17 protein-coding genes and 2 tRNA genes are annotated in these 18,748 nt (G+C 41.4%); 18 read left to right on the forward strand and 1 reads right to left on the reverse strand.

Going from position 1 to position 18,748, the window contains the following annotated elements; all coding sequences use genetic code 11:
* Nucleotides 1–71 precede the first annotated feature (71 nt).
* The 12 genes from BMW59_RS07455 to BMW59_RS07510 all read left to right on the forward strand — a co-directional run bounded on the left by BMW59_RS07455 (nucleotide 72) and on the right by BMW59_RS07510 (nucleotide 8,895).
* Nucleotides 72–296, forward strand: a complete 225-nt coding sequence (locus tag BMW59_RS07455; protein ID WP_093049668.1) for a helix-turn-helix domain-containing protein — start codon at nucleotides 72–74, stop codon at nucleotides 294–296.
* 121 nt (nucleotides 297–417) lie between these two features.
* A complete protein-coding gene (locus BMW59_RS07460; protein ID WP_093049671.1) occupies nucleotides 418–1,260 on the forward strand; it encodes a PRD domain-containing protein in 843 nt (280 codons plus the stop codon).
* Between the two features lie 259 nt (nucleotides 1,261–1,519).
* Complete coding sequence (locus BMW59_RS07465) at nucleotides 1,520–1,783, forward strand: phosphocarrier protein HPr (RefSeq protein ID WP_093049674.1); 264 nt, start codon at nucleotides 1,520–1,522, stop codon at nucleotides 1,781–1,783.
* A complete protein-coding gene (ptsP, locus tag BMW59_RS07470) occupies nucleotides 1,783–3,498 on the forward strand; it encodes a phosphoenolpyruvate--protein phosphotransferase (RefSeq protein WP_093049677.1) in 1,716 nt (571 codons plus the stop codon). Before BMW59_RS07465 ends, ptsP begins: the two co-directional genes overlap by 1 nt.
* 244 nt (nucleotides 3,499–3,742) lie before the next feature.
* Nucleotides 3,743–4,222, forward strand: a complete 480-nt coding sequence (locus BMW59_RS07475; RefSeq protein WP_093049681.1) for a MarR family winged helix-turn-helix transcriptional regulator — start codon at nucleotides 3,743–3,745, stop codon at nucleotides 4,220–4,222.
* Nucleotides 4,223–4,245: 23 nt separating this feature from the next.
* Complete coding sequence (gene racE / locus BMW59_RS07480) at nucleotides 4,246–5,088, forward strand: glutamate racemase (RefSeq protein ID WP_093049683.1); 843 nt, start codon at nucleotides 4,246–4,248, stop codon at nucleotides 5,086–5,088.
* A gap of 114 nt (nucleotides 5,089–5,202) precedes the next feature.
* Nucleotides 5,203–6,456 (forward strand): GerMN domain-containing protein, encoded by a 1,254-nt coding sequence (locus BMW59_RS07485; RefSeq protein ID WP_093049686.1) that lies wholly within the window; start codon nucleotides 5,203–5,205, stop codon nucleotides 6,454–6,456.
* A gap of 187 nt (nucleotides 6,457–6,643) precedes the next feature.
* Nucleotides 6,644–7,441, forward strand: coding sequence for a ribonuclease PH (rph, locus tag BMW59_RS07490; RefSeq protein WP_093049689.1), 798 nt, complete (start codon nucleotides 6,644–6,646; stop codon nucleotides 7,439–7,441).
* The gene (locus BMW59_RS07495; RefSeq protein ID WP_093049692.1) at nucleotides 7,434–8,054 is read left to right on the forward strand and encodes an XTP/dITP diphosphatase; all 621 of its coding nucleotides are present in this window, start codon (nucleotides 7,434–7,436) and stop codon (nucleotides 8,052–8,054) included. Before rph ends, BMW59_RS07495 begins: the two co-directional genes overlap by 8 nt.
* 5 nt (nucleotides 8,055–8,059) lie before the next feature.
* Nucleotides 8,060–8,575, forward strand: coding sequence for a metallophosphoesterase family protein (locus BMW59_RS07500; protein ID WP_093049695.1), 516 nt, complete (start codon nucleotides 8,060–8,062; stop codon nucleotides 8,573–8,575).
* Nucleotides 8,576–8,656: 81 nt separating this feature from the next.
* A tRNA-Gly gene (locus BMW59_RS07505) sits at nucleotides 8,657–8,730 on the forward strand.
* 88 nt (nucleotides 8,731–8,818) lie between these two features.
* A tRNA-Arg gene (locus BMW59_RS07510) sits at nucleotides 8,819–8,895 on the forward strand.
* A gap of 54 nt (nucleotides 8,896–8,949) precedes the next feature.
* On the opposite strand, the gene BMW59_RS07515 is transcribed toward BMW59_RS07510, so the two are convergent.
* On the reverse strand, nucleotides 8,950–9,366 hold the full coding sequence (locus BMW59_RS07515; protein WP_093049698.1) for a hypothetical protein: 417 nt from the start codon (nucleotides 9,364–9,366) through the stop codon (nucleotides 8,950–8,952).
* Between the two features lie 185 nt (nucleotides 9,367–9,551).
* Here BMW59_RS07515 and BMW59_RS07520 point away from each other — a divergent pair, with 185 nt between their 5' ends.
* The 6 genes from BMW59_RS07520 (at nucleotide 9,552) to yihA (ending at nucleotide 18,619) form a co-directional block, all read left to right on the forward strand.
* Nucleotides 9,552–10,610 (forward strand): tetratricopeptide repeat protein, encoded by a 1,059-nt coding sequence (locus BMW59_RS07520; RefSeq protein WP_093049701.1) that lies wholly within the window; start codon nucleotides 9,552–9,554, stop codon nucleotides 10,608–10,610.
* 150 nt (nucleotides 10,611–10,760) lie between these two features.
* A complete protein-coding gene (tig, locus tag BMW59_RS07525) occupies nucleotides 10,761–12,053 on the forward strand; it encodes a trigger factor (RefSeq protein WP_093049704.1) in 1,293 nt (430 codons plus the stop codon).
* A 352-nt stretch (nucleotides 12,054–12,405) separates the two neighbouring features.
* Complete coding sequence (clpX, locus tag BMW59_RS07530) at nucleotides 12,406–13,677, forward strand: ATP-dependent protease ATP-binding subunit ClpX (RefSeq protein WP_093049708.1); 1,272 nt, start codon at nucleotides 12,406–12,408, stop codon at nucleotides 13,675–13,677.
* 144 nt (nucleotides 13,678–13,821) lie between these two features.
* The gene (gene lonB / locus BMW59_RS07535) at nucleotides 13,822–15,507 is read left to right on the forward strand and encodes an ATP-dependent protease LonB (protein WP_093049711.1); all 1,686 of its coding nucleotides are present in this window, start codon (nucleotides 13,822–13,824) and stop codon (nucleotides 15,505–15,507) included.
* A gap of 167 nt (nucleotides 15,508–15,674) precedes the next feature.
* Nucleotides 15,675–17,996 (forward strand): endopeptidase La, encoded by a 2,322-nt coding sequence (lon, locus tag BMW59_RS07540; RefSeq protein WP_093049714.1) that lies wholly within the window; start codon nucleotides 15,675–15,677, stop codon nucleotides 17,994–17,996.
* Nucleotides 17,996–18,619 carry a ribosome biogenesis GTP-binding protein YihA/YsxC gene (gene yihA / locus BMW59_RS07545; RefSeq protein ID WP_093049716.1) on the forward strand — a complete coding sequence of 208 codons (624 nt, stop codon included), beginning with the start codon at nucleotides 17,996–17,998 and terminating at the stop codon, nucleotides 18,617–18,619. Before lon ends, yihA begins: the two co-directional genes overlap by 1 nt.
* Nucleotides 18,620–18,748 lie beyond the last annotated feature (129 nt).

Below are 18,748 nucleotides of genomic sequence, written 5' to 3' on the forward strand. Positions count from 1 at the left end.
ACATACTATAGTCATGACTAAATATTCGCCGTAAATATAAAAAAACAGCCCATGCAAGAAAGGGTGAATGTATGAAAGATCATGATTTCAGGCCAAAACCGCTTTTGACAAAACGTGAAAGGGAAGTTTTTGAATTACTCGTACAAGACAAAACAACAAAAGAAATAGCTTCACACCTTTTCATAAGCGAAAAAACAGTTCGTAATCATATTTCCAATACAATGCAGAAGCTAGGGGTGAAGGGGCGGTCCCAGGCAGTTATTGAGTTGGTAAGACTAGGCGAACTGAAAATCTGATGTTACCCGGCTTCTTAAGTAAGGAGCCGGGTTTCAATCAGTCTTGTGCTGACTGTAAGATTGCATAGTATTTATGATATGATATCGTCAAATAGTGTTTAAAAGAAGAAGGTGTCAAACTATGCAAGGACCTTATAAATTTCAGAAAGCCTTAAATAATAACGTGGTAATTGCTGAATCAGAAAATGGGAAAGAAGTTGTTTTTATTGGAAAAGGAATAGGCTTTGGAAAAAAAAGCGGAGAGGTTTTTGAAGCTAAAACCTATGATAAGCTATATTCTCTTGTGGATGAAATAGAACAGGAAAAATACATGAAGCTGGTAACTAAAGAAACGGAAGAAACACTGCTGGTTATTCACGAAGCTATTGAAAAAATCCACGATGCAATCGGCTTCAGACTGATAGAGCGAATTCATTCAGCTTTAACACAGCATATGGTTCTTGCTTTACAAAGAACAAAAGATGAAACCGACATTAAAAACCCTTTCTTAACCGAAACGAAGTGGCTTTATCATCAGACATACCTGATTGCGGGGGATGTGGTGAATTTTATCTATGAAAAAACAGGGTACAAGCTTCCTGAGGCAGAAACAGGTTTTATTACTCTTCATATTCAAAGTGCCATTAGAGACAGCCATTCAGTAATTAATAAAGAATCGGATATCCTTACGCGCTGTGTCCGTTATGTGGAAGAGAAACTCGATTTGGAACTTAAAAAAGATATGCCTCAGTTCCGGCGTTTTGTGCGCCATTTAAAAAACATAATAGATGATCCATTAACCGGAAATACGACAAAGTTAGACAAAAGTATTATTTTTTCCTTGAAGGAGAAAGAAAGCCTATGTTATAATATTTCTCGGAACTTAGTACGGATGATTGAGAAATCAACAGGAGTGTCCATTAATGATTCAGAAGTGATACAGTTAACTTTGTATGTCAGAACATTAATGGAACAACATAATTAAACAAACCCGTTTACGTGTTACTGATATGATCAGGCATGAGTAAAGAGGCGAGTTTATGATTAGGAATGCAGCACATACGCGCATGGCCCGGCGGGCATGTTCTTTTCATAGACAAACTTTACTCATGCTTTTTTTATTGGAAAACAGGTAATTTAGCGTGAGAAGCTGGATTATTGGGTATGATTAATATTAGTGAACGAGTTTGTTTATAATCATCTGTAAAGTTAAATTATTATAATGAATCTAAGGAGTGTTTAACATGGCAGAAAAGACATTTACTATCACAGCAGAAACAGGTATCCACGCTCGTCCGGCTACGCAGCTTGTTAATAAAGCGGGGCAGTATGAGTCTGAAATCACACTTGAATATAACGGAAAGTCCGTTAACTTAAAATCTATTATGGGTGTTATGTCTCTTGGTGTCGGCCAGGGATCAGAAGTAACGATTAAAGCAGAAGGTCCAGATGAAGAAGAAGCTATCCAAGGTCTTGATGAAATTATGAAACAAGGGCTGTCTGAATAATGTCCAAAAATCTAAGCGGAATTGCTGCATCTGCCGGCATCGCGATCTCAAAGGTTTTCCGTCTTGAGACGCCCGATTTGACAGTGGAAAAGGAAACTATTGAAAACGTTCAAGAAGAAACAGACCGTCTGGATGCAGCTTTAGAAAAAGCAAAAGGCGAACTGCAGGTTATTAAAGAAAAGACAAAAAATGATCTTGGCGAAGAACATGCAGAGATTTTCTCTGCTCACCTTCTGGTCCTCAGTGATCCGGAATTAGTAGATCCTATCCGTCAGAAAGTTAAAGATGACAAAGTCAACGCTGCTTTCGCGTTAAAAGAAGTTTCAGACCAGTTCGTAACCATGTTTGAAACAATGGATAATGAATATATGAAAGAACGTGCAGCGGATATCCGCGATGTCTCTAAAAGAGTTCTTGCCCATATTTTAGGCAAGCCTATGGTCTCACTGGCGGAGTTAAATGAAGAAGTTGTTCTTGTAGCGGATGACTTAACGCCTTCTGATACGGCGCAGCTTAATAAGGATTTTGTCAAAGGTTTCGTAACAGATATTGGCGGGAGAACATCCCACTCAGCTATTATGGCGCGTTCAATGGAGATTCCGGCAGTAGTAGGCACGAAAACGGTTACACAGGAAGCTGAGGCCGGGGAAATGGTAATTATTGACGGTCTTGAAGGTAATGTCATTATCAACCCGTCAGAAGCTGAGCTTAATGAATATAAGCAAAAGCTGGAAGATTTTCAGGAAAAGAAAAAAGAATGGGCCAAGCTTAAAAATGAGCTTTCAAAATCTAAAGACGGGGTGCACGTTGAATTAGCTGCAAATATTGGAACGCCAAACGACCTTGAGGGCGTGAAGAATAACGGAGCTGAAGGGATCGGCCTTTACAGAACAGAATTTCTTTATATGGGAAGGGATGAGCTTCCTACAGAAGAGGAACAGTTTGAGGCCTATAAAAAAGTAGTGGAAGACATGGACGGGAAACCTGTCGTCATCCGTACTTTGGATATCGGGGGAGACAAAGAACTTCCTTATTTGGATCTGCCGAAAGAGATGAATCCTTTCCTTGGTTTCCGTGCAATCAGGCTGTGCCTGGAAAAGGATGATATTTTCCGTACCCAGCTGAGAGCGTTATTAAGAGCAAGCGCGTTTGGCAACCTTAAAATTATGTTCCCAATGATCGCCACTCTGGATGAATTCAGACAGGCGAAAGCCCTGCTTGAAGAAGAACAAGAGAAACTTACGAAGGAAGGCACAGAAGTAAGTGACTCTATCGAACTTGGTATAATGGTTGAAATACCTTCAACGGCAGTTATGGCTCCCCAATTTGCTAAAGAAGTAGATTTCTTCAGTATAGGAACAAATGATTTAATCCAGTATACAATGGCAGCGGACCGAATGAATGAACAGGTTTCTTATCTGTACCAGCCATATAATCCTGCGATCTTAAGACTGGTTAAAATGGTTATTGATGCCTCACATGCTGAAGGAAAATGGACAGGTATGTGCGGTGAAATGGCTGGAGATGAAACTGCTATTCCTCTGCTGCTTGGTCTTGGGTTAGACGAATTCAGTATGAGTGCAACCTCAGTGCTCCCTGCTCGAAGCCAAATCAGCCAGATAACTAAAGAGGAAGCTGAAAAGGCAGCAGAAAAAGCACTTCAGCTTAATACAGCAGAAGAAGTGAAACAATTGGTGGAGAAGACTTTTCTTTAAAATTGTCACCTGATTTTTAGCTGCTGAATACGCTGATTTACAGCATAAGTTTGCTGTGAATCAGCGTTTTCTTTACTTTAGCCTCTAATAATTATCACAGTTGGTTTTACTATAAATTCTGGAGGGAATTTAGGCTAATGCCAAGTTTTTCTTTGGTTTGTTTCCTAAGAGACTTGAAATTCACAGCAAAAAACGGGAAAATATAGGTGTTCAACATGTTTCGTTATACGAAAGGAGCAAGGAAATGCCTGAACAGGAAAAGCAGCAAACTCTAGAGCATACTCAAGTTGAAAACATCGAGAAATCGTTACGAATGATTGCAGATATTGTCAAACAAAAAGGAAGGGAAATCTTAAGTGACTTTCCTATAACTCCTCCTCAGTTTGTCGCACTTCAGTGGCTGCATGAATATGGTGATATGACTATCGGTGAATTATCTTCGAAAATGTATTTAGCATGCAGCACAACAACTGACCTTGTGGACCGCATGGAAAAAAATGACCTGGTTGAGCGGGTGAAAGACACGAATGACAGGAGGGTCGTCAGGATCCACTTATTGGATAAAGGGGCGACTATTATCCGGGAAGTTATAAATCAGCGGCAAGGATATTTGCAAGGAGTACTGGACGATTTTTCCAAACAGGACGTTGATTTTCTTGAAAGAAGCTTGAAATATCTTTTTGATGAAATGAAAAAAGATGCTAAAACCTGGAAGTCATTTTAAGGAAAGAAAGAGGACGTTTGACAGTGAAAAAACCTATTGGAGTAATAGATTCAGGTGTTGGGGGACTGACCGTCGTATCTGAACTTATCAGACAATTACCTAAAGAAGAGATCATATATATCGGTGACACGGCGAGATGCCCATATGGACCCAGATCCCAGGAAGAAGTCCGTTCATTTACCTGGGAGATGATTGATTATCTCCTCTCCCATGATATTAAGCTGTTAGTTATCGCCTGTAATACAGCTACGGCCGTGGTGCTGGAAGAAGCGAAGGAGAAGTTATCTATCCCCGTGCTAGGTGTCATCCATCCTGGAGCGACAGCCGCGTTAAAAACGACAAAGAATCAGCACGTAGGAGTGATCGGCACAGAGGGGACAATTTCGAGCGGGGCTTACCATCGTGAATTAACTGCCATTAATAATAAAGTAAAGGTAGTCAGTTTAGCTTGTCCTACGCTTGTTCCGCTGGTTGAAACAGGTAAGTTTAATACCCCTCATTCTAAGAAAGTAATTTCTGAAGCGTTGGCGCCTATTCTGGCCTATGACATAGACAGTCTTATTTTAGGCTGCACTCATTACCCGCTCATTGCTTCTCAGATCAGCGAAGAGGCAGGGGATAGGGTAAAGGTCATTTGTTCAGGGGACGAGACAGCGTTAGAAGTCAGTGCGCTGTTATACCATAAAGATTTACTTTATACAGGTGAAACAGAGCCGTCTCATCTTTTCTATACGACAGGCCCCATCGCCACCTTTAAAAAAGTAGCCGAAGACTGGCTGAAGTGCAGGGGCCTTAAAGTGAAGGAAACAAATTTAAGGCTGCCCGCTTATTTCCAAAACATAAAAGCGGCCGGCTGGAGGAATTAGCTAAGGCACAACGTGTAAAAAGCGTTGTGTTTTTTTATTTTAAAGTATTCTCCTGGTCTAAAAAAAGAAAAAGCTCGTATACATCATAGTACAAACAGTCAAGGAGGGAATGCGATGCTGCGCGGTTGGAAAATGAAAGGGGCGGCGGCTATTGGTTTTGGGGCAATAGTCGTCCTCTTTAGTGCATGTGGCTCAGAAACGACAGATGATGTTCTGGAAGAAATCGATCCGCCACAAATTGATTATATTGAGGATGAAGATGAACTTGAGGTGGAAGTGATAGAGAATTTGGATGAAGGCCAAATCAGTTCCATTACGGATGATCCGGACGCCAATGAGGAGCTGGACGATTTTGAGTGGGCTGAAGAAGACGAAGAAATGGCTGAGGAAAAGGGCGGTCCGGTGATGGAAGATGAGGATATAGCAGAGGAAAAAGGCGGCCCGGTGACGAATGATGAGGAGATGACAGAGGAAAAGGACGGACAAGTGGCTGCAGAAGAGGATATTCATGAAGTGTACCTGGTAGACCGTAACGGAATGGTTGCTCCTCAATCAATGAGTCTGATACTGGGAGACAACGAGGTTAAAAATTTAGTTGAAAGCCTGGTGCAGGACGGTCCTGTAACCGAACTCCTGCCAAACGGATTCCAGGCTGTATTGCCAGCAGGTACCGAAGTACTCGATACGAAACGCAGCAAAGATGGAACTGTAACTGTAGATTTCAATGATTCTTTCAGTGATTATCATCCATCGCAGGAAATGCAAGTTCTTCAGTCCCTCACCTGGACTCTTACAGAGCTGGAGGGGATAGACAGAGTACAACTAAAAATGAATGGGGAAGAGCTTGATGCAATGCCTCAAAATAACACGCCTTTAGGCCAAGGGTACACAAGGGATCACGGCATTAATTTAGAAATGAATGACCAGGCTGATCTGACAGCCACCGATTCTGTGATTGTCTATTTCCTGTCGCAGACAGAAGATGAGACTTATTATGTCCCTGTCACTCGAAGGATTTCGCAAAATGAGGATAAATACGAAGCGATCGTAAATGAACTGCTTGAAGGACCTGACTATATGTCCCGATTGCTGACAGACTTCCGGCAGGAGGCTGAACTTTTAGAGAAACCTGACTATACTGACGGGACTGTGACTCTGAATTTCAATGAAGCGTTATTAAGTCAGCTTGAAGGCACTGCTGTCTCTGAAAATGTGTTAAATATGATTGTTCTTTCTCTTACTGAGCAGGAGGGGGTCGAAAGAGTATCGCTTAAGGTTGATTCTGAACAGGAAATTCTGGTCAGCAACGGGCAGTCTGTATCAGAACCAATTGTTAGGCCTGAGCGTGTAAACACCGGCCGTTTTTAAGAAATACTTCTGTGGGGGTTTGAAATTAAGATAGGAAACACTTATCATAAGAGGGGTAGCTTTTCCGGCTGCTTCTCTTTTTATTTTTACTTAATCAGCTTTATTAACAGAGCAATTCTTTAAGAAAGTTTCACCTTCTCGATAAATGCAAATGAATACATAATTATAAGAGTGGGAGTGGTATGTTATGCGTCATGATGGCCGTGTACACAATCAGCTTAGAAAGGTAGAGATTATTCCCGGTTACATAAAGCATCCGGAAGGCTCGGTACTAATCTCTTTCGGCGATACGAAAGTTATTTGTTCGGCAAGTGTTGAAGACCGTGTGCCGCCTTTCATGAGAGGGCAGGGAAAAGGGTGGATTACAGCCGAATACGCGATGCTTCCGAGAGCAACAGAACAGAGGAATATTCGTGAGTCCTCTAAAGGAAAAATTACAGGCAGGACAATGGAAATTCAGCGTTTGATCGGACGTGCCCTCAGATCTGTAGTTAATTTGGAAGCAATAGGGGAAAAAACAGTATGGATAGATTGTGACGTTATTCAGGCAGATGGAGGAACGAGAACAGCCTCCATTACAGGCGCCTTTGTAGCCATGGGCTTAGCTTTTGACAAATTAATTAAGGAAGAAAAAATCAAAAAAAATCCGGTTAAAAACTGTCTTGCTGCCATTTCTGTCGGGGTAAATGAAGAGGAACGGGCAATTTTAGATCTCGATTACATTGAAGATTCCCAGGCAAATGTGGATATGAACGTAGTAATGACCGGCGAAGGCCAATTAGTAGAAGTACAGGGAACTGGAGAAGAAGCAACATTTTCGCGGAGCCAGCTGAATGACATGCTTGATTTAGCAGAAAAAGGAATAAACGAACTTTTTGATCTTCAAATAGAAGCTTTAGGGGACTTTGGTCTTAAGTTAGCGGATGATGCCAGTGGGTCTTATACCCGGGTTAGCAATAATGAGGAGCGGGAAAAGGATGTATAAAGAAATATTTATTGCTACACAAAACAAAGGTAAAGTAGCTGAGTTCGATGCTTTTTTTCAGAAAAAAGGGCTCAAAGTCAAATCTCTGCTAGATTTAGAAGAAGAAATTGATGTAGTCGAAGACGGAGATACGTTTGAAGAAAATGCGATAAAAAAAGCAAAAACTATCTCGGAAATAATAAACCGGCCTGTCTTAGCCGATGATTCAGGTCTCTCTGTTGATGCTCTCAATGGGGAACCGGGAATTTATTCAGCTCGTTATGCCGGGGCGGAAAAAGATGATGAAGCAAACAACAAAAAACTTCTAAAGGAACTTGAAGATGTTGAAAGTAAGGAAAGGTCAGCCAGGTTTATTTGTGTTCTTGCTGTCTGCTTTCCGGGAGGAGAAGTGAAAACAGTTACAGGAGAATGTAAAGGGAGAATAACGCAACAGCCTCAAGGCAGTCACGGGTTTGGATATGATCCGCTGTTTTATCTTCCTCAATTAAATAAAACAATGGCTGAGCTGACTAGAGAAGAAAAAAACAAGCTGAGCCACCGGGCTGATGCGCTGATACAACTCAATAAACTTTGGGATAAGTGGGTTGAGGATGAAACTGATCTGAAAAGGTGATACGTATGAAAGCATTAATTATGAGTGACAGTCACGGATGGGAAAAAGAAGTAAAAGAAGTTATTGACAGACATAAAGAAGAGGTGGATGCTGTCTTCCATTGTGGAGATTCAGAGCTTGAAAAGAGCTCTGAGGCCTTGCAGAATGTATATACAGTCAGGGGTAATTGTGATTTTGGATCTGATTTTCCGGAAGAAATCGTAGAAACGGTAAAGGGTACGACATTTTTTGTTGGCCACGGCCATTTATTAAATGTAAAAATGACTGAGATGAACCTTATATACAAAGGGGAAGAATCACAAGCAGAGGTCGTGTGCTACGGTCATACGCATGTCCCGGCAGCAGTGCAGGAAAAGAACCTTGTTATATTAAACCCCGGCAGTATGAGGCTGCCAAGGCAGTATCCCGTCGGCACTTATGTGCTCCTGGAAACAGAAGGGGAAGAGATAAGTGTAAATTTTTATTCTCTTGAAGGAAAAAAAATTGATGATTTAAGTAAAACTTTTCACAAAAACGGTTGACTTTTCATCTGGAATTGTATATATTAATTATTGTCGCTGTTAACGAGCGGCCTGACATAATAATTAATATTTACAATTTCTGCGGGTGTAGTTTAGTGGTAAAACCTCAGCCTTCCAAGCTGATGACGAGGGTTCGATTCCCTTCACCCGCTCCATTAATTTATTTGCTTGAGATACCGCTGGATAATTTTTATGAATAGACGTTAGACTAAGCGGCGAATCAAAATCAGCCTCTATAATCATGTCCCAGTAGCTCAGCAGGATAGAGCAACGGCCTTCTAAGCCGTCGGTCGGGAGTTCGAATCTCTCCTGGGACGCCATTACATAAATAACTAAAGGTGCCTTAATTAAGGCACCTTTTTTGTACTCATTATTTACTGGACTTTTTTCATTTCTCGTTCGCCGTTAAAATCATGGACTTTGATTTTTTCAAGTATCGCCGACATATCCTGATCATTAATCGAGTCTGAATAAAAAATAGTTTGCCAGCCTTTTAAATTTAAGTACAAAGACACTGTCATGTTTTTCATGAAACCGCGCTTCCGTTCGATTAGAGCAATTCGAAAGGGTACAAGTGCAAGCGGGAGAGAGACATTTTTTTCTTTAATTCCGCAAGTGACGTAATATCCTCGGTCCATTAAAGTGTCGTATATATATCGCTGGCTTCCGTTGAGATCGCTTGGTTCAGTTTTTTTAACGGTCGTAAAAGCAGGACGTTTTGGATGAGCGGGTTTTAGGCTGATGAGAGTTACCATGACGGCGGCTAAGGTCAATAGAGCAAGTTCTAGCATAGCAAACCCTCCTTTCGGGATAAAATAAAGTAGTCTTTATCTTCTTATAAACGTTTTTTATTAATTAAAAACATTTATTTTAAAATTATGACTTTTATTTGAATTCTATTTGTTTTTCCATTTCTTAATTGATAAACTAATGGAAAGTGGGAAAGTGCATTCATTCTAAAAGGTGGTGAGCGAATATGGGGAAGCAGACAAACGGGCACGATGATAATGTGATCCTTTTTCCAGGCCTTGTACCCAGGCTGGTGGAGAAAGGAATGGCCTCCTTAAAAGAGAAAAAATATTATGATGCTTTAACATACTTTAAGCAATCCACTGAACTGGAGTACGAACACCCCCAGGCCCGTTACGGACTTGTGATTACCAACATAGAGTTAAACCGGCTGGAGGAAGCAAAAAAACATTGCGAGTCGATGCTCCGCGAAGGAATTGGCGAGTATTATGATGTTCTTCAGGTTTATGTGTCACTTCTGGTTCAGTTGGGTGCTTACCAGGAAGTGGTTGATCTGCTGGAAGTTGTTATTGAAGAAGATAAACTGCCTCCTAAAATGGCAGAATCTTTTTATCATCTCCTCGAATTCTCCCGGCAAATGACAGATGGATTCGAAGAAATTGAGTTTGATGCGGATGTCTCTGATGAAGAGTCACTTGAAATAGGACCGTCAACAGAGGAATTAATCCAGGCGCTTGAAAAAGGAAACCCTGACCAGCAATGGGGAGCCATTCAGCAGTTGAGCCAGCATGAGTCACAAGAAGTAGAAGATGCGTACAGAACTTTTCTAAAAGGGGAAGAAAACAATCCGGTATTGAAAAGTTATTTATTACAGACGCTGAAAGAGATGAAGAGTCAGGAAGAATATGAAGTACATAAGTTCGGTGAAAATTTTAAAATCAGGATTCAGGATTTGGAAGATGTGTTTCATGAAAAATTCGGGACAAGAGTGGTAAGGAGACTTGAAGAAACTCTTGCCCAGAAGAATCCTTCTTTGTTTGAGATGATCCAGCAAGTCTGGTGGCATTATTTATTTGCCCTGTACCCTAAATCACCGCAGCCGCTGGATGCAAATATATGGGCTTGCGCTCTCCACTATATGGGTAAAGACCTCCTCGAAGGAGAAGCAGATTTTAAAGAGATAAAAAATTTATACAAGGTCTCTGATCTGGAAGCAAAGGAAGCGGTCAATCACCTTAAAAAAATTGAATCCCTTCTTTTTTCAATGGATAGTAAGAATACATAATTTTTAAGAAATACATAAAGGATTTCAGCAGCTCTTCTTAGAATCCGCCCGAAATCATTGAAATGCATAGGCCGTATGTTATAATATAAGGGTTGCAAAAACAGATGCTGAATAAAAACGATTTTTTTTTATGTTGGAGGGAAAGTATATATGTCTGCAAAATGGGAAAAAAAAGAAGGTAATTCCGGTGTTTTAACAGTAGAAGTCAACAGTGAACGAGTTGACAGCGCACTTGATGAAGCCTTTAAAAAAGTAGTAAAGAAAGTTAACGTGCCTGGATTCCGTAAAGGCCGTGTGCCGCGTCCGATTTTTGAACAGCGTTTCGGAGTTGAAGCTCTTTACCAGGATGCATTGGACATTCTGCTTCCGCAAGCTTATTCCGAAGCGGTTGAAGAGTCTGGAATCGAGCCGGTTGACCGTCCTGACATTGACATTGATGAAATGGAAAAAGGGAAACCGCTGGTGTTCACTGCTACAGTTACAGTCAAACCTGAAGTTAACTTAGGCGAGTATAAAGGCCTTGAGGTTGAAGACCAAAGCATCGAAGTAACAGACGAAGAGGTTGACGAAGAACTGACAAAGATGCAGGAAAAACATGCCGATCTTGTTGCTGTTGAAGACGGACAAGTAGAAAAAGGCGATACAGTTGTTTTTGACTTTGAAGGCTTCGTTGATGGAGAACCATTTGAAGGCGGAAAAGCTGAAAATTACTCATTAGAAATTGGCTCTGGCCAGTTTATCCCTGGTTTTGAAGATCAGTTAGTCGGAGTCAAATCAGGAGAGGAAGCTGAAGTTAACGTGGAATTCCCTGAAGATTATCATTCAGCGGAACTTGCCGGTAAACCAGCAAAATTCGAAGTGAAAGTCCACGATATTAAACGTAAAGACCTTCCTGAGCTTGATGATGAGTTCGCTAAAGATGTAAACGAAGAACTTGAGTCTTTTGAAGACCTGAAGAAGGATGTACGCACCAAGCTGGAAGAAGCGAAAAAGCAGGAAGCGGATACGGCGATGAAAGATACGCTTGTAGAAAAAGCTTCTGAAAATACCGAAATTGAAATTCCGGAAGCTATGGTTGATACAGAAGTTAACCGCATGCTTGAAGAGTTTGGCCAAAGATTGCAGGCTCAAGGCATGTCACTGGATATGTATTACCAGTTCGCGCAAACTGATGAAGAAGGTATGAAAGCGCAGTTCCAGGATGATGCTAAAAAGCGTGTTCGTATGAACTTAACTCTCGAAGCTATTGCGGAAACTGAAAACCTTGAGGCATCTGATGAAGACGTTGAAAAGGAAATTAACCAAATGGCTGAAATGTATCAGCGATCTGCCGATGAAATTAAACAGATCCTTGATATGCAAGGTGGAACTGATAACTTAAAAGGCGACTTAAAAGTGCGTAAAGCTATTGACTTCTTAGTTGATAACAGCAAGAAAATTTAATCAGTGCCGTGAACGGCGATAGCAAGGCGCGAGTCAATCGTGCCTTGTTTTATACATAAATTTAAAGGCGTTTAAGTTGACAACAGAATTCAACTTCCTTTATTCTAAACCGAACCATATCTTATATTAAAAAGCTGGAATCCGCTGCTGCTTTGCTTATCATATTTCAGCCAATTATGGTACAATTCAGTAAGAAGGAATGAGTTGGAAATTCCATTGCTTTAAGTTTTTATAATATCTTTATGATTAAAAAAAGATATGAAGACGTACAATGTAAACATAGAATCCTCAGGAGACCGAACTATCCTGGACCTTTCTGTATGGTTTAATCTTAACGTAAGGGGTGAAGACAATGTTCAAATTTAACGAAGAAAAAGGACAATTAAAGTGTTCTTTCTGTGGTAAAACACAGGACCAAGTAAGAAAATTAGTTGCCGGTCCGGGCGTCTATATATGCGATGAGTGTATTGAACTTTGCACTGAGATCGTGGAAGAAGAATTAGGAACGGAAGAAGAAGTGGAAATGGAAGATATTCCTAAACCACAGGAGATCCGTGAAATCCTGAACGATTATGTTATCGGCCAGGATCAGGCAAAGAAGACACTCTCGGTTGCCGTTTATAACCATTACAAACGGGTGAATTCAAGTTCCAAGAATGATGAAGTAGAACTCGCTAAGAGTAATATATGTCTTATAGGACCGACAGGAAGCGGTAAAACCTTACTGGCTCAGACATTAGCCCGAATTTTAAATGTGCCGTTTGCGATTGCCGATGCGACATCCCTCACCGAAGCCGGCTACGTAGGGGAAGACGTAGAAAATATTTTATTAAAACTTATTCAGGCTGCCGATTATGATGTTGAAAAGGCAGAACGCGGTATTATCTACATTGATGAAATTGATAAAGTTGCCAGAAAATCTGAAAACCCGTCTATTACCCGTGATGTATCCGGGGAAGGGGTTCAGCAGGCTCTTTTGAAAATTCTTGAAGGTACAACTGCCAGTGTGCCGCCTCAGGGAGGACGTAAACACCCGCATCAGGAATTCATCCAGATTGATACGACTAATGTTCTGTTCATTTGCGGCGGAGCATTTGATGGAATTGATCAGATCATTAAACGCCGTCTGGGTAAAAAGGTAATAGGGTTCGGTTCAGAGACTGAACAGGATGATTTACAGGAACACCAGTATTTATCGAAGATCTTACCTGAAGATTTATTGAGATACGGGCTTATTCCGGAATTTATCGGAAGACTTCCTGTAATTGCCAGCCTTGAACATTTGGATGAGGCGGCTTTAGTTGAAATCTTGACAAAGCCTAAGAACGCTCTAATCAAACAATACCAGAAGCTATTGGATCTTGATGAAGTAGAGCTTGAATTTACCGATGGCGCCCTTCGTGAAGTAGCAAACCAGGCTATTGAACGTAAAACAGGAGCTCGTGGTTTAAGGTCAATTATTGAGTCCATGATGCTTGATGTGATGTATGAATTGCCATCCCGTGAAGATATTGCTAAGTGCATTATTACTGATGAAACAGTCAGAGATAAAAAGCGCCCTACACTTCTTTCTGATGACGGTGAAGAAATTAAAGATCAGAAAGAGCCTAAAGAAAGTGCTTAATTATCAGACAAACGCCTCCTTTTTCTATTAAAGGGGGCGTTTTGTTTTGCCGATGCTAATTTCTGCCTCCTGCCGAAATTAAGTTTAACTGAATGGTCTTCGGAAACACTAAAGGGAACAAACGACCATCAGGAGGATATAAACATGACTTTTTCAGGAGCAGCAGTGCTAATTCAACTTTTATTTGGTGTTATAATTGGTCTCTATTTTTGGAACTTATTAAAAAACCAGCGCACTCAGAAGGTTTCTTTAGATAAAGAGTCGAGAAAAGAAATGCAGCAGTTAAAACGGCTTCGTCAGATAAAACTAAGCGAACCATTATCAGAAAGAGTCCGTCCGCAATCCTTTCAGGGAATTGTCGGCCAGAGCTACGGAATTAAGTCTCTTAAGGCTGCTATATGCGGATCTAACCCTCAGCATGTTATTATTTACGGTCCACCCGGAGTAGGAAAAACAGCAGCAGCCAGGCTTGTACTGGAAGAAGCAAAAAATAATGACCGCTCACCGTTCCAGTCTGATGCTGTTTTTGTAGAACTGGATGGAGCTACTGCCAGGTTTGACGAAAGAGGTATAGCTGATCCGCTTATAGGATCTGTTCATGACCCTATTTACCAGGGGGCCGGGGCCATGGGGCAGGCGGGAATTCCGCAGCCGAAACCTGGAGCAGTAACAAAAGCTCACGGCGGTATTTTATTTATCGATGAAATTGGGGAATTACATTCTATCCAGATTAATAAGCTGTTAAAAGTACTTGAAGAAAGAAAAGTTTATTTGGAAAGCGCCTACTATCACGAGGAGAACGAGCAAATTCCAGAGCACATCCATGACATTTTCAGCCGGGGTCTTCCGGCAGACTTCCGTTTAATAGCAGCTACCACAAGGAGACCTGAAGAAATACCGCCTGCCATCCGTTCACGGTGTGTTGAAGTTTATTTCAGAGGGCTTACCCGGGAAGAAGTAAAAACTGTAGCGAGAAAAGCAGTTAAGAAATTAAAAATGGACGTGGAAGAAGACGTGTTTGACTGGGTAGCCAATTATGCAACAAACGGACGGGAAGCAGTTAATATGGTGCAGTTATCAGCCGGTATTGCAATGAATGAAGGAAGACTGACACTGACATCTTCAGATTTGGAATATGTCATTCATGCCAGCCAGCAGTCGCCGAGAATGGAAAAAAAGATTATTCCTGTGGACAAAATAGGGTTTGTTAATGGTCTGGCTGTTATGGGGCCTGGAGCGGGTATAGTGCTGGATATTGAAGTGACTGCGATAGAGAAGATAAATAACGGAAGTCTTATTGTAACAGGAATTGCCGATGAAGAAAGCACCGGCGATCAAATGAGAACAGTTAAACGAAAGAGTATGGCAAGAAGTTCAGTTGAGAACGTTTTAACGGTTTTAAGAAAAATGGGTGTCAGAACACATGATTATGATTTACATGTGAATTTTCCAGGCGGTACGCCTATTGACGGCCCTTCAGCGGGTACAGCGATTGCTACAGCTATTTATTCAGCAATTTTCCAATTGCCTGTTTCCCATACAGTGACTATAACAGGAGAGCTGGGGATCCACGGCGATGTTCTTCCGGTAGGCGGAGTGATGGCTAAAGTAGAGGCGGCAAAACAAGCAGGTGCAGTCACTGCTCTTATTCCAAAAGATAATTTTCAGTCGTTATTAAAGAATATCGAAGGGATAGACGTTTACCCGGTGGAAAATTTAAAACAGGTTTTTGACAAAGTATTAAAGGTAAAAGACATTAATAAGGATGAAAAGCATGAAGCAGTGCTAAGTTCTTTTTCATTGTTAGACAAAGAAGGCACAATAGGATAAAATTGAACAAGAATCATTATGGTAAGCCCCAAGACGTGATCCTATGGGATGACGTCGTTTTTGGCTCACTGGTTTATCGTTGAGTTTGTTCACAGAACGTAACCGGTAAGGTCTGATAAATAAAGTATTTATCTGTCTAAAAAATCTACTAAACGGAGGTGTTACATATGAGTGAAAATGTACGAAGAAGCATTCCATTACTTCCACTGAGGGGTTTGCTTGTCTATCCGACTATGGTCCTTCACCTGGATGTAGGAAGGAAAAAATCTGTTCAAGCTCTAGAAAAGGCCATGGTTGATGATCATGAAATATTCCTTACCACTCAGCGGGAGATTTCAACCGATGAGCCCGATCAAAGCGATATTTATACCGTTGGGACGCTGGCTAAAGTCAACCAGATGCTGAAGCTTCCTAATGGAACGATTCGTGTACTCGTAGAAGGTCTGCAACGGGGACAAATAGAGGATTATACGGATAAAGAGGAGTATGCGGAAGTAGAAGTTGAACTTGTTGAAGAACGCCAGGAAGCGACTGTAGAAGAACAAGCTCTGATGAGAAATGTCCTGGAACAGTTCGAACAGTATATTCAGTTATCAAAAAAAATATCCCAGGAAACCCTTGCTTCTGTATCCGATATTATTGAGCCAGGCAGGCTGGCGGATATCGTAGCTTCCCATCTACCGCTTAAAATTGTACAAAAGCAGCAAATTTTAGAAACAATCTCGGTTAAAGACCGGTTAGGCCAGATCTTAAAAGTGTTAAGCAATGAAAAAGAAGTACTCGGTCTCGAGAAAAAAATCGGCCAGCGTGTTAAAAAATCCATGGAAAAAACACAGAAAGAGTACTATTTACGTGAGCAGATGAAAGCCATCCAAAAGGAACTTGGCGACCGTGAAGGCAAAGAAGGCGAAATAGAAGAGCTGAAAGAAAAAATAGCCAAGGCCAATATGCCTGAATCCGTTGAGGAAAAGGCTTATAAGGAAATGAGCCGTTATGAAAAAATGCCTGCCAGTTCAGCAGAAAGCTCCGTAATCAGGAATTATATTGAATGGCTTGTGCAGATTCCGTGGAACGAAGAAACAGAAGACCTGCTTGATATTCACCGTTCTGAAAAGATTCTTGATGAAGACCATTATGGATTGGAAAAGGTAAAAGAGCGTGTCCTTGAGTACTTAGCTGTTCAGCAGCTGACTCAAGAGCTTAAGGGGCCTATTCTTTGTCTGGCGGGGCCTCCCGGAGTCGGGAAAACCTCATTAGCCAGGTCGATTGCACGATCACTTGACCGGAATTTTGTTCGTATGTCTCTCGGCGGCGTAAGGGATGAAGCTGAAATCAGGGGCCATCGCCGGACTTATGTCGGTTCAATGCCGGGCCGTATCATACAAGGTATGAAAAAAGCAGGAAGTATCAACCCGGTGTTTTTACTGGATGAAGTCGATAAAATGGCTAATGACTTCAGGGGAGATCCGTCAGCAGCGCTTCTCGAAGTGCTGGATCCTGAACAGAATAATACTTTCAGTGACCACTTCATTGAAGAGCCTTATGATTTATCTAAAGTCATGTTTGTAACTACGGCGAATAACATTGGAGCAATTCCAGCCCCGTTAAAAGACAGGATGGAAGTTATTCATATTCCAGGTTATACCGAAGTGGAAAAACTGGAAATTGCAAAAGGATATTTGCTGCCAAAACAAGTTAAAGAGCATGGTTTGTCCAAAGGTAAAATTCAGGTCAGAGACGATGCTTTGCTTAAAGTAATCCGTTATTATACCCGCGAAGCCGGTGTAAGGAACCTGGAACGCCAAATGGCAACCATATGCCGTAAAGCGGCCAAAATGATTGTTTCGAATGAGAAGAAAAAAGTCGTTGTAACGGAAAATACAATTGAAAGCATGCTTGGAAAACCAAAGTTCAGATATGGAAAAGCCGAATCAGAGGACCAGATAGGAGCGGCTACCGGTCTCGCTTACACAGCAGCAGGAGGGGACACGTTAACTATAGAGGTGTCTGTTTCTCCCGGTAAAGGTAAGTTAACCTTAACTGGAAAGCTGGGCGATGTGATGAAGGAGTCTGCTCAGGCAGCCTTCAGTTATATCCGTTCTAAATCTAAAGAATTATCTATTGACCCCGGGTTCAATGAAAAGAATGATATTCATATTCATGTACCGGAAGGCGCAGTTCCTAAAGATGGTCCTTCTGCAGGGATTACAATGGCCACAGCACTCATCTCTGCTTTGACAAACCGTCCTGTAAAGCGGGAAGTTGGGATGACCGGGGAAATCACTTTAAGAGGACGAGTGCTTCCAATTGGCGGTTTAAAAGAAAAGTCAATGAGTGCCCACCGTGCCGGATTAACGCATATTATCATGCCGAAGGATAATGAAAAAGATCTTGAAGATATTCCGAAAAGTGTGAGAGAAGACCTTACATTTATCCCGGTATCTCATTTGGATGACGTCCTCAAGCATGCATTGGCAGGGGAGAAGTAATGAAAATAGCAAATGCAGAATTAATCATAAGCGCGGCTAAAGAGCACCAGTTTCCCGGGGGCGTTTTCCCTGAACTGGCGCTTTCCGGCCGTTCGAATGTGGGAAAATCTTCGTTTATTAATACAGTACTCTCGAGAAAAGGACTTGCAAGAACAAGTCAGAGACCGGGAAAAACACAAACACTTAACTTTTACTTTATTAATGACCGGTTTCACTTTGTAGACGTACCAGGATACGGCTATGCGAAAGTTTCCAAAAAAGAAAGGGAAGCATGGGGCCGGGTTATGGAAGCCTACTTTCAGAAAAGGGAACAGTTAAAGGGAGTTGTGCAGCTGATCGATGCCCGCCATAAGCCGACTGAAGATGATGTTATGATGTATGACTGGCTTAAATTTCACCAATTGCCTGTATTGATTATAGCCACTAAAGCGGACAAGGTTCCTAAAGGAAAATGGTCCAAACATATTCAGCAAATAAAGGATGTCCTTCAGGCAGAAGAGGAAGATCCGGTCATGCTTTTCTCTTCAGAAACGGCTTATGGAAAAGACCGGGCCTGGAAGGAAATGACGAAATTGCTATATTCCAAAGAAACCCGTGAAATAAAACAAGACTCCGGGGAGTAAAAGACCTTCAGGTGAAAACTCAGAAAGAATGGGAACAATTCCCTTCTCTTCTGAGTTTTTTATTTTATTTATATATTGATTTAATAGGGGACTTTCAATATGATAGTAATATAAGTTTATTTGTCAGAA

It is taken from the genome of Salipaludibacillus aurantiacus (assembly GCF_900111295.1).
GTDB lineage: Bacteria > Bacillota > Bacilli > Bacillales > Salisediminibacteriaceae > Salipaludibacillus > Salipaludibacillus aurantiacus.

Bases quoted from the DNA above. Each gene is read 5' to 3' on its own strand.
- BMW59_RS07455 (WP_093049668.1), top strand. From the start codon at position 72: ATGAAAGATCATGATTTCAGGCCAAAACCGCTTTTGACAAAACGTGAA.
- BMW59_RS07460 (WP_093049671.1), top strand. From the start codon at position 418: ATGCAAGGACCTTATAAATTTCAGAAAGCCTTAAATAATAACGTGGTA.
- BMW59_RS07465 (WP_093049674.1), top strand. From the start codon at position 1,520: ATGGCAGAAAAGACATTTACTATCACAGCAGAAACAGGTATCCACGCT.
- ptsP (WP_093049677.1), top strand. From the start codon at position 1,783: ATGTCCAAAAATCTAAGCGGAATTGCTGCATCTGCCGGCATCGCGATC.
- BMW59_RS07475 (WP_093049681.1), top strand. From the start codon at position 3,743: ATGCCTGAACAGGAAAAGCAGCAAACTCTAGAGCATACTCAAGTTGAA.
- BMW59_RS07485 (WP_093049686.1), top strand. From the start codon at position 5,203: ATGCTGCGCGGTTGGAAAATGAAAGGGGCGGCGGCTATTGGTTTTGGG.
- rph (WP_093049689.1), top strand. From the start codon at position 6,644: ATGCGTCATGATGGCCGTGTACACAATCAGCTTAGAAAGGTAGAGATT.
- BMW59_RS07495 (WP_093049692.1), top strand. From the start codon at position 7,434: ATGTATAAAGAAATATTTATTGCTACACAAAACAAAGGTAAAGTAGCT.
- BMW59_RS07500 (WP_093049695.1), top strand. From the start codon at position 8,060: ATGAAAGCATTAATTATGAGTGACAGTCACGGATGGGAAAAAGAAGTA.
- BMW59_RS07515 (WP_093049698.1), bottom strand. From the start codon at position 9,366: ATGCTAGAACTTGCTCTATTGACCTTAGCCGCCGTCATGGTAACTCTC.
- BMW59_RS07520 (WP_093049701.1), top strand. From the start codon at position 9,552: ATGGGGAAGCAGACAAACGGGCACGATGATAATGTGATCCTTTTTCCA.
- tig (WP_093049704.1), top strand. From the start codon at position 10,761: ATGTCTGCAAAATGGGAAAAAAAAGAAGGTAATTCCGGTGTTTTAACA.
- clpX (WP_093049708.1), top strand. From the start codon at position 12,406: ATGTTCAAATTTAACGAAGAAAAAGGACAATTAAAGTGTTCTTTCTGT.
- lonB (WP_093049711.1), top strand. From the start codon at position 13,822: ATGACTTTTTCAGGAGCAGCAGTGCTAATTCAACTTTTATTTGGTGTT.
- lon (WP_093049714.1), top strand. From the start codon at position 15,675: ATGAGTGAAAATGTACGAAGAAGCATTCCATTACTTCCACTGAGGGGT.
- yihA (WP_093049716.1), top strand. From the start codon at position 17,996: ATGAAAATAGCAAATGCAGAATTAATCATAAGCGCGGCTAAAGAGCAC.